Source organism: Acinetobacter sp. LT1, assembly GCF_059800965.1.
Genome location: NZ_JBBAXE010000008.1, coordinates 39,985 through 54,154, shown reverse-complemented (window position 1 = coordinate 54,154; position 14,170 = coordinate 39,985). Strand labels below are relative to the sequence as shown.

The window sequence follows — 14,170 nt, the reverse complement described above, 5'->3', positions numbered from 1 at the left end:
CGTAATCTATTTCTAAACCGCAATAATGTTATGTTATAACATAACTATTGATCAAGTTTTTATTCCGCTTTTATTTAAATCAATTTACTTAGTCGTTGAAAAAATTGCTTTTATAGTCCCTGACAAATTGAGGTTTTGTAGTGATGGTCAGGCCCCCATGCACGGAATCCTTGGCTATCAATATGGATTTGTCCTGAAGCATAAACACCCAATCCCATATTAAGCGCTTGGCCTTTTGTGGCCCAAAACTGACAAAGCTTAGTTTTAGTTTGCTGAATATTGAACTGGTCTAAGTCGCTGGGCTGTTCTGGCCCAATTCTAAAATCAAGTGCTGCATTAAAGACATGTCGGGAAGCATCAGCACCACCTGCACAGCGGTTTAGAGACAACGCTCGGTAGACCGAAGTCACTTCAAAATCATTAATTACGCCATCATCAACTAATGCTTTTAAAATGCTAAGCGTCGGAACAATATTGGACCAAATCTCGCGTGGTGGCACTGCGTAAGGCTCAACTCCACATTTTTGCCAATCTCGAGCTGAGCTTAATAATTCATGGTCTGGAACTAAATTGGCAAGCCCTTTTTGCTTAAGAAATTGCTTGTAAGCTTGTACAGCCTGTCGATGGTCTGCTGAAGCTAACCACGCAACATACGCCTCGGGTTGAGGCTTTATTTTGACTACTGTTTTTGTAGGTTGAGGTAAAGAGGTCCGGGTGTGCAAAGGAGTTGTTGGCTTGGGAGTTTGAGTGCTACACGCTGTGAGAGATAATAAAATTAAACCTAAATAACGCTTCATAAATATGCTCTATCTTCACCAAAAATGGGAAAATTGCTCATCATTAAATTGAAGAAATGTTATATTATAACAATAATAAAATCCTTTAATTTCTGTTGCTAAATTTTAAAAATAAAAAAGGACGCCTGTCAGACGTCCTTTTTAGATACAACTCAATAATTTATTAAATATCTGCTTCTAAGGCAGGTACAGACTGTTCAGCTTTTAATTTTCGGCGTTTAAATTGGTAAGCCACCATCAAACACAAGATCCAGCCAGGAATCATCATGACCGCAACACGCATATCTGGTGTTAAAGACATCACGACCAAAATACCCAGCATAAACAGTATGCATAGATAGTTGCTAAACGGATACATAAAGCTTGGGAACTTCGTTGTTTGCCCTTGGCGCTGCATATATTTGCGGAATTTTAAATGCGTCCATGAAATTACAACCCAGTTAATTACAATCGCTGCAACCACCAGCATCATGAGTAAACCAAATGCTTTTTCAGGGAAAATATAATTTAACAGTACACATAAAATAGTGACTGCCGCAGAAAGGATCACTGCATTGGTTGGAATACCGCGTTTATTAATACGTGCAAATACTTTTGGCGCATTTCCTTGTTGCGCAAGGCCTAACAACATACGGCTACTGCAATAACTTGTCCCGTTATAAACTGAAACAGCAGCAGTCAAAATCACAAAGTTTAATAACGTTGCAATGCCTTGGCTATCTAAAGAAGCAAAGACCATTACAAACGGACTGCCGCCTTGTGCCATTTGGTTCCATGGGAACAGCGAGAATAAAACAAAAAGCGTCGCAATATAGAAAATCAAAATACGATAAATAATTTGATTCACAGCTTTAGGTAAAGTTTTATCAGGGTCACGTGCTTCAGCTGCAGTAATACCGAAAAGCTCAATACCACCAAAAGCAAAAATAATGACCGCCATTGCCATCACTAAGCCTTCAACACCAAACGGGAAGAAACCGCCAAGTGCCCAGAGGTTTGAAATGCTTGCCTGTGGACCTGCGGTGCCTGTTGCAAGTAGATATGAACCAAAGCCAATCATTGCAAGAATTGCTAAGATTTTGACAATAGAAAACCAAAATTCCATTTCGCCAAAAAACTTAACGTGTAGCAAATTAATGCCGTTAATTAAGACAAAGAAGGCTAAAGCAGATGCCCACGTCGGGATTTGCGGCCACCAATATTGAATGTAAAGACCAATTGCGCTTAGTTCTGCCATACAGACGAGTACATTGAGTACCCAATAGTTCCATCCTGACATGAACCCTGCAAATGGTCCCCAATATTTGTAGGCAAAATGACTAAAAGATCCACTAACTGGCTCTTCTACCACCATTTCGCCAAGCTGACGCATCATTAAAAAAGCAATAAATCCTGCAATGGCATAACCGAGGATGACCGATGGACCTGCTAATTTAATCGATTGTGATATACCAAGAAAAAGCCCTGTGCCAATCGCCCCACCCAATGCAATAAGCTGGATGTGCCGATTACTCAAACCATGTTTCAGGTTTCCTTGCTCTTGTGCTGACATATGATTATTCTCATCCGTGTCACGTAATTTTTTTCCAATAAATTACGTATATCATAAATTTATCAAACTTTCATAGAGATTCATGAAAAATAATTGCGTGACTTTTCTCATGACCGCGAATGAAAACAGAAAATACAAGAAATGACAATTATTATGAAATGTGTAATTAAATTATGTATTGCGTAATTTTATGAATTCAGTATTATAGAGACATGAAGCAATTGGTTGTGCTCGGTCTATATCAAACTCATAAGACAAAAGATGATCTCAGCAAAGGTTAAAACTTATTGAGTAGCTCAGTCCTAGACCGAACTTTTATTTGTATAAGACCCGAGATAAAGACAAGGAAGCGAAAATGGAACAAAAACTAAACTCTTTTATTGAAGTTTCACCTCAATCAGATTTCACTATTCATAATTTGCCTTACGGTGTTTTTAGCAGAGCTAACGAAAGTGAGCGTCAAGTTGGTGTAGCTATTGGTGATTGGGTGATTGATCTCGCTGCTCTTGAAAAGCACGGTCTTTTAAAACTTTCAGAACAAGACACATATTTTAACCAGCCTACACTGAATAAATTTATTGAGTCTGGTAAAGCCAACTGGTCAAAAGCTCGTAAGACACTACAGTCTCTTCTCTCGGTTGAAAATTTAACGCTTCAAGAAAATGAAGCATTGCGTCAGGAAGTTTTGGTTAAGCAAGACAATGTTACTTTGCATTTACCACTTCAAGTATCTGGTTATACTGATTTCTATTCTTCTAAAGAACATGCCACCAATGTAGGCTGTATGTTCCGCGACCCTAAAAATGCTTTACTGCCAAACTGGACTGAATTGCCTGTTGGTTATAATGGTCGTGCTAGTTCTGTTGTCGTCAGTGGCACTCAAGTCGTACGTCCATCTGGACAAATTAAACTTCCAAATGAAGAGCGCCCAGTTTTCTCAGCTACCCGTAAACTCGATTTCGAACTTGAAACAGCATTTGTTATTGGTAAACCAACAGAGCTTGGCCAGCCAATCTCAATTGAAAATGCTTGGGACCATATTTTTGGAATGGTATTACTCAATGACTGGTCAGCACGCGATATCCAGCAATGGGAATATGTGCCTTTAGGCCCTTTCAATTCAAAATCATTTGCTAGTGCCATCTCACCTTGGGTAGTCACACTTGAAGCACTTGAGCCATTTAAAGTGGAAGGCCCAAAACAAGAGCCTATACCTTTAGCGTATTTACAAGAAAATATCGCTAACAGTTACGACATTAATTTGAGTGTTGAAATTCAAAGCCCGAAATCGGCACAAGCTGACGTGATCTGCAAAACTAATTTTAAATATATGTATTGGTCTATGGCTCAACAGCTTACTCACCACACCATTGGCGGCTGTAATGTTCAGGTTGGCGATTTAATGGGTTCAGGTACCATTTCAGGTTCTACACCAGATTCGTATGGTAGCTTGCTTGAGCTTACATGGAACACCACCAAGCCTTTAACACTTGCCAATGGCGAAACTCGTGGTTTCTTGCAAGATGGCGATACCCTGATCATGAAAGGTCATTGTGAGAAAAATGGTATTCGCATTGGCTTCGGTGAAGTTCGAAATACAGTCCTTCCTGCATTAAATTTCGATTTTGCAGAAACTTCGGAGCCTGACTATGAAGCTGTATAGTTACTTTCGTAGCTCTGCAGCCTACAGAGTACGGATTGGTCTAAACATTAAAGGTTTAGCTTATGAGACTGTTCCAGTTCATCTGGTAAAAAATGAACAGCAAAGCGAAGACTATTTAAAGTTAAACAGTAGTGCTCTAGTTCCGACTTTAATTGACGGCGATTTAACCTTGTCTCAATCGTTAAGTATTTTGGAATATCTAGATGAACAATACTCAGAAACCAAATTACTTCCAAGTGATGTGCAAGAGAGAGCAAAAGTTCGTGCTTTTGCTCAAGCAATCGCTTGCGATATTCATCCGTTAAACAACTTACGTGTACTGAAATATTTAAAAAATGACTTAAATGTTTCAGATGAGCAGAAAAATTATTGGTATCAGCACTGGATTATTGAAGGCTTTCAAAATCTCGAACAGCAACTTCAAGATTCAAATGGACAATTTTGCTTTGGACAACAAGCAACAATCGCTGATTGCTGTCTGATTCCACAGGTCTACAACGCGAAACGCTTCAAGATTGATTTATCTGCGTTTCCAAAAATTGAATCGATTTATCACCATTGTTTGTCTATCCCAGCCTTTTATAACGCGGCGCCAGAACAACAACCAGATTGGGAATAGTAAAAAGGAGTTTTAATATGACATTTGCCATTAAAAAAATACATCACGTTGCATATCGTTGTAAGGATGCGAAAGAAACTGTTGAGTGGTATAAAAAAATGCTCAACATGGACTTTATTTTAGCTTTTGCTGAAGACCATGTGCCGTCAACTAAAGCCTTTGACCCATACATGCATTTATTCTTAGATGCTGGTCAAGGCAACGTTTTGGCATTTTTTGAATTGCCAACTCAACCAGAAATGGGCCGAGATGAAAATACGCCTCAATGGGTACAGCATATTGCTTTTGAAGTTGAAGACTTAAATGCGTTGATGGCTGCCAAGCAACATTTAGAAGAAAATGGTGTGAAAGTCTTAGGTGTGACTAACCATGGCATTTTCCACTCAATTTACTTCTTCGATCCAAATGGTCATCGTTTAGAACTGACCTATAACGATGCTCATGCTGAAGAAAAAATTGCAAAAATTACTGAAGAAATGAAAACTGAAATGCTAGAGGAATGGAGCAAAACCAAACGCGCTCCGCACCATACTCATTTCTTGCATGAAGAAGAGTTAGGAACCTAATTTTTAAAGAGCGTAATAAAAAATCGGCATTGATTAGAATTGTTTTAAGAGCAGTTCTATATCAATGCCGATTTATATTATTTAAAACCGCTAAATTTCTAGAAAATTGCGCTATAAATAAGAGCATAGTGATTTTAAAAAATTGTTGGTTATTAAACATGTCAATTTCGCTAATAGAAAAAGGTGATTTCTATTTTTCACTAGGCTCAGGCATGATGTAAAACGCGCCAATTTCAATTTATGTTTTGATCGTCACTGTTTAACAGCTGAAGTAAATTTATTAAGGGTATTTAAATGATTGAAGAAAAAGTATCTGGGGGGGTTCAATCACTTGAAGTCGGTTTATCTGTACTAAACGCCCTTTTAGAGCACAATCAACCTATTATTCTCAAAGATCTATCGAGCAAGCTCGAAATGCATCCTGCCAAGGTTCACCGCTATCTGGTCAGCCTTATTCGTATGGAATATGCAAAACAGCTTGATGATGGGCAATATGCTTTAGGTGATCAGGCATGGCGCTTAGGTCTCAACTGTGTCCAGCATAGCGACACACTACAGCTGGTACAGCATTTAATTTATGACCTACAAAACAAAATTGGTTGCGGTATACAAATTAGTAAATGGTCACCTAAAGGCCCTGTAGTTGTTCAATCGATTGAATCAAACCACCCTATTTCGATTGTGACTAAAGTCGGCTCGATTATGCCTTTAGTCAATTCTGCTGCGGGACGTCTATTTGCTTCTTATCTTCCAGAACATTTTGTTCGTCCCTTAATGGAAGCGGAATGGCAAAAGCACCAAGAACTTGGTCTGCACATCGCACCACAAAACTGGCAAGCATTTACAGAGCTTAAAGACACCATTCGCCAGCAAAAAATGTCGGCAGCGAAAGGTGATTTACTGACGGGAATTAATGCGGTAGGTTTACCTGTATTTAACTCAAACCAGAGCATTGAGTTTTGTATTGTCGCACTGGATAGTGAAATGTTTTTACCAGTCGACCCTCACAGTAAAACGATTGAAATCTTGAAAAATGAAGTTAACCTCATCAATCAATATATTAAAAGCCGCTAATCAATAGCCATAAAAAAACCAAGAGATCAAACTCTTGGTTTTTTAAGATCAGGAATAAAGCTCAGCTTATTTATTTAGTTTCTAAAACACCACGGCGAATCTGGTCACGTTCAATCGACTCAAATAACGCCTTGAAGTTACCTTCACCAAAGCCATCATCATCTTTACGTTGAATAAATTCAAAGAAAACTGGACCAATCATGTTTTCAGAGAAAATTTGCAATAACAGCTTTTTCTGACCGTCTTTAGTATTACCATCAAGCAAAATACCGCGCTGTTTTAATTCATCAGTCGGTTCACCATGCTCAGGTAAACGATCTTCTAGCATTTCATAATACGTATTTGGCGGCGGAGTCATGAATTTCAGACCAAGGCCTTTTAACTTATCCCAAGTCGAGATTAAGTCATCACAAATAAACGCGATATGCTGAATACCTTCGCCATTAAAGTCAGACAGGAACTCTGCAATTTGGCCGTTTCCTTTATCTGAATCTTCGTTTAACGGAATACGGATCTTACCGTCTGGTGCTGTTAATGCTTTAGACGTTAAACCTGTATATTCACCTTTAATATCAAAGTAGCGAATTTCTTGGAAGTTAAAGATTTTTTCATAGAAGTTTGCCCAATACTCCATACGGCCTTTGTAGACGTTATGAGTTAAGTGATCAATCTCATTTAAGCCTGCCCCTACTGGACGTTTCTCGGCATCATCAAAGAAAACAAAGTCATTTTCATAAATATCACGGTCAACTAAAAAGATTGGCATACCACCAATACCTTTGATTGCCGGGATGTTGAGCTCCATTGGCCCAACTTTTGAATACATTGGTTCAGCACCAAGTTCTACTGCTTTTTGGAAAGCTTTTGCTGCATCACGTGTTTTAAAACCCATCGCACAAGCAGATGGACCATGTTCATTAAAGAAGAATGAAGCATAAGATTCTGGCTGATAATTCAGGATAATATTGATATTTCCTTGACGCCATAAGTACGCTTCTTTCGATTTATGCTTGGCTACTTTTGAAAAGCCGATTGTCTCAAAAACTGGATCTAATTCATTTTCTTTTGAAACAAACTCAATAAATGCAAAACCGCATAATTCTAATGGGTTCTCTAAAATATCCATCTAGTTTCCCTCTGGTGATTACCTGTTCCGTTTATCTCTATTGCTGATGAACTCAGCTCCTTTCTCTATAGAATACGTTGCTATTGGGTGAAGACTTGAACCGTCAAATTGGCTTAACCCAACGCATCCTATGAGAAAAAAACGAGTCATTAAAACGAAGATATGATGAGCGTAAAGCCTTTAATGATTAATTTCCGTTCCATGTGGTGTTTGTTTTCCATACACACTGTCCTTTGTTATCTAAAAGTACGATTGAGATTTTTCAATAAACCCTTAAAAATCGTCTTTTCCTAAAAATCATTTATAGATTTATGGAGACCAACATCCTTGTTGGATCTCCAATGGCCATTTACCTTGAATTAGATGCTACTAAAAACAATTAAATTATGCAATACATAACTTAATTATGAATTGCATAATTTTAGTAATCTTTTAATTTGCCTGTTTTTAAAATCAATTGTCATATTCGATATTCTGTTTATGATCCTTATCTTCAAAAATCTCTCTTGCTTTGAGTTTGAAAAACTATGCTTTTAGTCAGCGCATGTTTAATTGGTGAACCTGTTCGATATGATGGTAAATCCTGTCCAAATACCCGACTTAAGCAACTATTAATCAATAAAAAAGCCCAAGCATTATGCCCAGAGCTATTAGGTGGTTTTACCACTCCCCGTTTACCCGCAGAAATTGTGGACGGAACAGGTCAAGATGTGCTTGATGGCAAAGCAAAAATTACTGATTCATCTGGTTTAGATGTGACAGAGTTATATTTAAAAGGTGCTTACCGCACCCTAGAAGTTGCGCAGCAAATAAAAGCGACTTGTGTGGTTTTAAAAGAGAATAGCCCATCTTGTGGTAGCCAAAAAATTTATAACGGTACTTTTCAAGGTGAGAAAATTACGGGAGTTGGAATCACCACGGCGCTTTTGCAGCGCCATGGCTTTGAAGTAATTTCTGAAAATGAGATTGAAGATTGGTTAGTAGAACATCCTCTTTAATCATTGTCTGCTCAATCAAAATCCTCTTAATTGTTTTCTAAAATGGAAACAGATGGCACTCATTAGACAAGCCACTAAATAACTTATGGCAGCCATCCACCAGAAGCCATAAATTCCCATCGCAGAAATCGAGATATCCTGCCAATGCAGTCCTTTATAGGCCATCCACCAACCACCGCCTAATCCGAAACATAACACCACGACCAAGAAAATCAGCATTGGTAAAATCGACACATCCCAACAGCGCAACAAAGAGGTCAATAACGTCATTAAGCCATCTAGAAAGTGAGACAGACACACAATCAACAACAACGATGCAGCCAAAATCTGCACGGCCAAATCGTCTGAATAGAACGTGACAATTAAATCCCGTTCCAACCATAAACACAGGGACAAACTGCCACTCACTGCCATAATCACCCATATACTTTGTCTGGCAATTTTGTTTGCTTCTTCCATGTTCCCGCTGCCCATAGATCGTGACACCAAAATGCTATAGGCCGAGGCAATGGACGAAGGAAAAATAAACATGAAGCCGCCAGTGCTTGCGACAATTTGATGTGCTGCTGACACCACACTCCCAAAAGGTAAAATCAGAATAGCAACCGAACAAAATGCAACAACGTCCATCAACGCCATAATTGCTGTCGGGATACCTATTTTTAAAATCATCCGCAGACTTTCTCGACTATCTTCAATCGACTGTTCGGGTTGCTCAATAAAGAGGTATCCTTTTTCCAAGAAAAATACGTAATAAACAGCCAACATAAACCACCGTACAATGAGAGTGGCTAACAAAGCCCCTATGGCACCGAGTGGTGGAATTGAAAATGAAGCGACGCCATAAATCAAAAGATAGGACAAAATAATTTTAAGAATGAAGAAAATGCTATCTGATAGTAAAACCTTATGCGCATTTTCAGTGACCTGAGATAAAGCTGTAAATAAGCGCATCAGTAAATGGGCAGGTAAAATAAATACCAAAGCCCAAATACAGTTTTTAGTAATTGAAACAACATGTTCCGATGCACCAAACAATTTGGGCAAATCACGGAACAAGTAGAGCAAGCCAATACTCACCAATGCCGAACATAACATCAGCCAGATGCCTTGAATAAAAATTTGACGAATGTGTGGTATGTCATGGCAACCATAAGCTTCTGAAAGCTTGAGCATCACACCTTGCAGAATCCCCATACCAATGACATAAACCACTGTATATAAAGATAAGGTCACCGATAATGCTGCTACATGATCGTTACTAAAATGCCCTACATAAGCAATATCAATCAATCCACTTAAAACTAGAATTAAATTGCTTGAGAGCATGGGAATAAATAATTTAAAAATCTGGTTCATCAAGGAAATGCCTTATTTTTCTTTACGATTTATACTCATATTCACGTTATTTTTAGTGCATCAATTCAAAGCAAAAGACATACCAGTTCTAGCTTTAGCTCCCCTAAAATATGCTTTAAATAAAAAGGCCAAACTATTCGTTTGGCCTTCTTTCCTAATGAATGTTGTTTATACAGTTATTCTTGTTTGTGTTTACTTGCCCAATAAGTCGCAAGCGCAGGCCCAGAAATATTATGCCAAAGACTGAAAATTGCGCTTGGTACACCTGTAATCGGAGAAGCAGCAAAATGGACTGCTGCAAGTGCAACACCTAAGCCTGAGTTTTGCATCCCCACCTCAATAGCAATGGCCTTACTGTCCGCATAAGGTAGTTTAAAGAAACGTGCCGCGGTAAAACCTAATAAATAGCCAAGCCCGTTATGTAAGATCACTACGGCTAAAATGAGCAAGCCCGACTGTAAAATTGCTGCTTTGCTTCCACCAATAATCGCGGCCACAATCGCTACAATTGCAATGACCGAAACTAAAGGCATGACTTGAATATAAGATTCGACCTGACGTTTAAGCCATGTTCTTAAAATCAAACCAATCACAATAGGCAGTAGCACCACCTGCGAAATCGAAATAAACATTGAAGCTGCATCAATCTTTAGCCATTGGCTGGCAAGCAGATAGAAAATCGCAGGGGTTAATACAGGTGCTAAAAGTGTTGATACCGATGTGCAGGCTACCGATAACGCCACATTGCCTTTGGCCATATAGGTAATTACGTTTGACGCCGTTCCCCCTGGGCAACAACCCACCAAAATGACCCCAACCGCAATTTCAGGCGGTAAATTAAATAATTTACATAAAACATATGCCAAGCCAGGCATTACGACAAACTGCGCTACCACCCCAATCAATACCGCTTTAGGGCTTTGTAATACCCCTTTAAAGTCATCGACAGTCATGGTCATTCCCATACCAAGCATAATAATGCCCAAAATCCATGGAATGTACGCTTTGAGCCAGACAAAAAATTCAGGCTGCCATAGCGCTAGCGCTGCAAAAACAATCACCCATAGGGCAAAAGTTTTTTGAATAAATTGGGTAAAGCGTAGGAATGCAGCCATACTTTCTATCCCTAAAAATTAAAATATGAAAGTTAAAAACCAGAGCAATATAATTAGCGCTCACTCAACAGATCAGTCGACTGAATACGGACAACACCTTGCTGCTGCATGGTTTGCCACGCGTGTTCTAATGAACCATTCAGATCAATCCCTTTACAAGCATCTTCAACCACTAAAGTTTTAAAACCTTGCTTAACTGCATCTAAAGCAGTCCATGCTACACAAAAGTCCGTAGCAATTCCGACCACATAAACCGTATCAATACCGCGCTCTTTTAGATAACCTGTTAAACCCGTCGTTGTAGAGTGATCAGCTTCTATAAAAGCCGAGTAGCTATCAATATGAGCATGAAAGCCTTTTCGGATAATCAGTTGAGCTGTCGGAATATTTAAATCAGGATGAAACTCGGCATCTTGAGTACCTTGTACACAATGCTTAGGCCAAAGCACCTGCTGTCCATAGTCGAGTTCAATGGTTTCAAATGGTTGCTTGCCAAAATGATTGGCTGCAAAAGAGATATGATTATCCGGGTGCCAGTCCTGAGTCAGGACGACATTTTCAAAACAACCAGCAAGTTGGTTAATCGTTGGAATAATTCTATCGGCATCAGCAACTGCTAAATTTCCACCCGGTGTAAAACCATTTTGTACATCAACTACGATTAAAACCGCATTTTGTGGTTGTTTATTCATTTCCATGTCATCTTCAATCCCAACTGGGAAATTGCATTCTATCTTGCCATAAAAAAAGTACATATTAAGTAAGGCTCAGCTGAATCCAACTGTATTGTTGTGTTTATTGGGTGTTCTTAATGCGCAATAACGAAAACATCCTATCTTTTCCTCAAGTTTACATCGCGATTATCCGTTAGGCGTATTGTTCTTATGCGTCTGATCAGTCATAATTTGCATAATTGTCATTCAACAATCTGTTATTGTTAGAACTGGACAATCAAAATACTGCAACCATCCCACATTTTGTTTTTCTTACCTCAGATTCGGATGGATAAATAGGATATTTTTAAAAATGACTCAGCAAGCACAGACCATTCAAGGCTCAATCGTCGCAATCGTCACACCAATGTTGAAAGACGGCGGTGTAGATTGGAAGGGTCTTGAGAAGCTGGTTGAGTGGCACATAGAACAAGGTACAAACAGTATTGTAGCCGTCGGTACAACCGGCGAAGCCTCAACATTGAGCATGGAAGAGCACACACAGGTTATTAAAGAAATTATTCGTGTAGCCAATAAACGTATTCCAATTATTGCCGGTACTGGTGCAAACTCAACCCGTGAAGCAATCGAATTAACTAAAGCCGCTAAAGACCTCGGTGCTGATGCAGCTTTACTTGTAACACCATATTATAACAAGCCAACTCAAGAAGGCCTTTACCAACACTATAAAGCGATTGCTGAAGCTGTTGAATTACCGCTTATTCTCTATAACGTACCTGGTCGTACTGGCGTAGACCTTTCAAACGACACAGCTGTACGTTTAGCAGAGATCTTGAATATTGTTGGCATTAAAGATGCAACAGGTGACGTACCTCGTGGTAAAGCTTTAATTGAGGCGTTAAACGGCAAGATGGCTGTGTACTCAGGTGATGATGAGACAGCATGGGAACTTATGCTTCTTGGCGCTGACGGCAACATCTCGGTTACTGCAAATATTGCACCTAAAGCAATGAGTGAAGTATGTGCTGTTGCGATTGCCAAAGATGAACAACAAGCGAAGACGCTTAACAATAAGATTGCAAATTTACACAATATTCTATTTTGCGAATCAAACCCAATTCCTGTGAAATGGGCACTACATGAGATGGGACTGATTGATACTGGTATTCGCTTACCACTCACTCCTCTCGCTGAGCAATATCGCGAACCTCTCCGCAATGCCCTAAAAGATGCGGGAATTATTTAATAAGAGCAATTTATGATGCAATTACGTCTTGGTTTAGTCCTTGCAGTTTCAGCCTTAAGTTTAGCTGGTTGTGGTCGCTTCGCAATTAATAATCACTCTTTAGATTATAAAAATGCCAAGCAACTTGCCCCGCTTGAATATCCTGCCGATGCAACTGTACGACCAGCGACACCTTTGTATCCTGCACCAACTGTAGAACAGCGCGCTATCGATAACGCACCGAAGTTTGAAAATAAGCGTGGCAACCGCTATGCACTGCCACGCCCTGAACAAACGCAAGGTAATGCGACACTAGATGCCTCTGCTCAAACGACGACTGCGCTTGGACGTCCTCAGCTTGTGACTGACGGTAATAAAAATCCGTTGTTAAAAGTTGATGGAAATACAGCCGAGATCTGGCAGTACACCAAAGCAACTTTAAGTACTTTAAATTTCAACATCATCGCTCAAGGTAGTAATCAAGCGACGATTAAAGTAAATGACAATACTTATGTGCTTAAACTTACTGGTGTAGGTTCTAGTCATACTCTTGCTCTATTTAATGTAGATAACACTTTTGCAAGCCCAGATGTGGCTGCTGAAGTGCTAAACCAGATTTACCAAAATTGGCCAGCCTAGTCGTTTACTAGGCATTTTTTTTAAAAAGGTTCCCTCATGTTAAAACAAACCTTGCTCTATACTGGTAAAGCAAAATCTGTATATGAAACAGACAATGCCGACCATCTGATTTTAGTCTTTCGTGATGATGCCTCTGCGTTCAACGGCGAAAAAATCGAACAACTAGATCGTAAAGGCAAGGTGAACAACCGTTTTAACGCCTTCATCATGGAAAAACTTGCTGCTGCGGGTATTGAAACGCATTTTGAAAAATTGCTTTCTCCAACTGAAGTGCTTGTTAAAAAACTTCAAATGATTCCAGTTGAATGTGTAATTCGTAACTACGCAGCTGGTTCTCTATGCCGTCGCTTAGGTGTAGAAGAAGGTAAAGAGTTAACTCCTCCTACATTTGAATTGTTCTATAAAGATGACGGTCTAGGCGACCCAATGGTTAACGAATCTCAAGCGATTGCTTTAGGTTGGGCGACTGCTGAACAGTTAGAACAAATGAAAGTTTTAACTTATAAAGTAAACGATGTATTAAAAGCTTTATTTGCTGAAGGCAACATGATTTTGGTGGACTTCAAGCTTGAATTCGGTGTTTTCCATGACCGCATCGTGCTTGGTGATGAGTTCTCTCCAGACGGCTGCCGTTTATGGGATAAAGACTCTAAGAAGAAACTCGACAAAGACCGTTTCCGTCAAGGTTTAGGCGGTGTTGTTGAAGCTTATGAAGAAGTTGCTGCTCGTTTAGGCGTAGATTTATCTGACATCTAATCAGTAA

General features: G+C 39.4%; 14 protein-coding genes. 8 read left to right on the top strand and 6 right to left on the bottom strand.

From position 1 onward, the window contains the following. Nucleotides 1-110: 110 nt before the first annotated feature. Nucleotides 111-797 (bottom strand): D-Ala-D-Ala carboxypeptidase ZrlA, encoded by a 687-nt coding sequence (gene zrlA / locus WBW42_RS09645; RefSeq protein WP_032057132.1) that lies wholly within the window; start codon nt 795-797, stop codon nt 111-113. Nucleotides 798-960: 163 nt separating this feature from the next. Beyond that, nucleotides 961-2,349, bottom strand: coding sequence for an amino acid permease (locus WBW42_RS09640; RefSeq protein ID WP_002119258.1), 1,389 nt, complete (start codon nt 2,347-2,349; stop codon nt 961-963). 355 nt (nt 2,350-2,704) lie between these two features. On the opposite strand from WBW42_RS09640, the gene fahA reads away from it, so the two are divergent. The 4 genes from fahA (at nt 2,705) to WBW42_RS09620 (ending at nt 6,271) form a co-directional block, all read left to right on the top strand. Continuing rightward, the gene (gene fahA / locus WBW42_RS09635; protein ID WP_032057133.1) at nt 2,705-4,012 is read left to right on the top strand and encodes a fumarylacetoacetase; all 1,308 of its coding nucleotides are present in this window, start codon (nt 2,705-2,707) and stop codon (nt 4,010-4,012) included. Then, nucleotides 3,999-4,631, top strand: coding sequence for a maleylacetoacetate isomerase (maiA, locus tag WBW42_RS09630; RefSeq protein WP_032057134.1), 633 nt, complete (start codon nt 3,999-4,001; stop codon nt 4,629-4,631). The genes fahA and maiA overlap by 14 nt, the downstream gene beginning before the upstream one ends. 17 nt (nt 4,632-4,648) lie before the next feature. Continuing rightward, on the top strand, nt 4,649-5,197 hold the full coding sequence (locus tag WBW42_RS09625) for a VOC family protein (protein WP_002119119.1): 549 nt from the start codon (nt 4,649-4,651) through the stop codon (nt 5,195-5,197). Between the two features lie 294 nt (nt 5,198-5,491). Then, nucleotides 5,492-6,271 (top strand): IclR family transcriptional regulator, encoded by a 780-nt coding sequence (locus WBW42_RS09620; RefSeq protein WP_032057136.1) that lies wholly within the window; start codon nt 5,492-5,494, stop codon nt 6,269-6,271. Nucleotides 6,272-6,341: 70 nt separating this feature from the next. Here WBW42_RS09620 and hppD read toward each other — a convergent pair whose 3' ends face one another. Then, the gene (hppD, locus tag WBW42_RS09615; protein WP_002119157.1) at nt 6,342-7,397 is read right to left on the bottom strand and encodes a 4-hydroxyphenylpyruvate dioxygenase; all 1,056 of its coding nucleotides are present in this window, start codon (nt 7,395-7,397) and stop codon (nt 6,342-6,344) included. 527 nt (nt 7,398-7,924) lie between these two features. On the opposite strand from hppD, the gene WBW42_RS09610 reads away from it, so the two are divergent. Then, nucleotides 7,925-8,395 (top strand): 2-thiouracil desulfurase family protein, encoded by a 471-nt coding sequence (locus tag WBW42_RS09610; protein WP_005804347.1) that lies wholly within the window; start codon nt 7,925-7,927, stop codon nt 8,393-8,395. A 15-nt stretch (nt 8,396-8,410) separates the two neighbouring features. Here WBW42_RS09610 and WBW42_RS09605 read toward each other — a convergent pair whose 3' ends face one another. From WBW42_RS09605 to pncA, 3 genes are all read right to left on the bottom strand, one after another. Continuing rightward, the gene (locus tag WBW42_RS09605) at nt 8,411-9,754 is read right to left on the bottom strand and encodes an MATE family efflux transporter (RefSeq protein WP_032070472.1); all 1,344 of its coding nucleotides are present in this window, start codon (nt 9,752-9,754) and stop codon (nt 8,411-8,413) included. A 176-nt stretch (nt 9,755-9,930) separates the two neighbouring features. Further along, entirely contained in the window at nt 9,931-10,869 is a 939-nt protein-coding gene (locus tag WBW42_RS09600; protein ID WP_032057138.1) for a bile acid:sodium symporter family protein, read from the bottom strand. Between the two features lie 53 nt (nt 10,870-10,922). Beyond that, nucleotides 10,923-11,567, bottom strand: coding sequence for a bifunctional nicotinamidase/pyrazinamidase (pncA, locus tag WBW42_RS09595; protein WP_032057140.1), 645 nt, complete (start codon nt 11,565-11,567; stop codon nt 10,923-10,925). 328 nt (nt 11,568-11,895) lie between these two features. Between pncA and dapA the strand changes: the two genes are divergently transcribed. From dapA to purC, 3 genes are read left to right on the top strand one after another with little or no spacing between them, the layout of a single operon-like run. Beyond that, nucleotides 11,896-12,789, top strand: coding sequence for a 4-hydroxy-tetrahydrodipicolinate synthase (dapA, locus tag WBW42_RS09590; RefSeq protein WP_032057141.1), 894 nt, complete (start codon nt 11,896-11,898; stop codon nt 12,787-12,789). A 15-nt stretch (nt 12,790-12,804) separates the two neighbouring features. Further along, the gene (locus tag WBW42_RS09585) at nt 12,805-13,407 is read left to right on the top strand and encodes a hypothetical protein (protein ID WP_002119179.1); all 603 of its coding nucleotides are present in this window, start codon (nt 12,805-12,807) and stop codon (nt 13,405-13,407) included. Nucleotides 13,408-13,443: 36 nt separating this feature from the next. Continuing rightward, on the top strand, nt 13,444-14,163 hold the full coding sequence (purC, locus tag WBW42_RS09580; protein WP_002119240.1) for a phosphoribosylaminoimidazolesuccinocarboxamide synthase: 720 nt from the start codon (nt 13,444-13,446) through the stop codon (nt 14,161-14,163). Nucleotides 14,164-14,170: the final 7 nt, after the last annotated feature.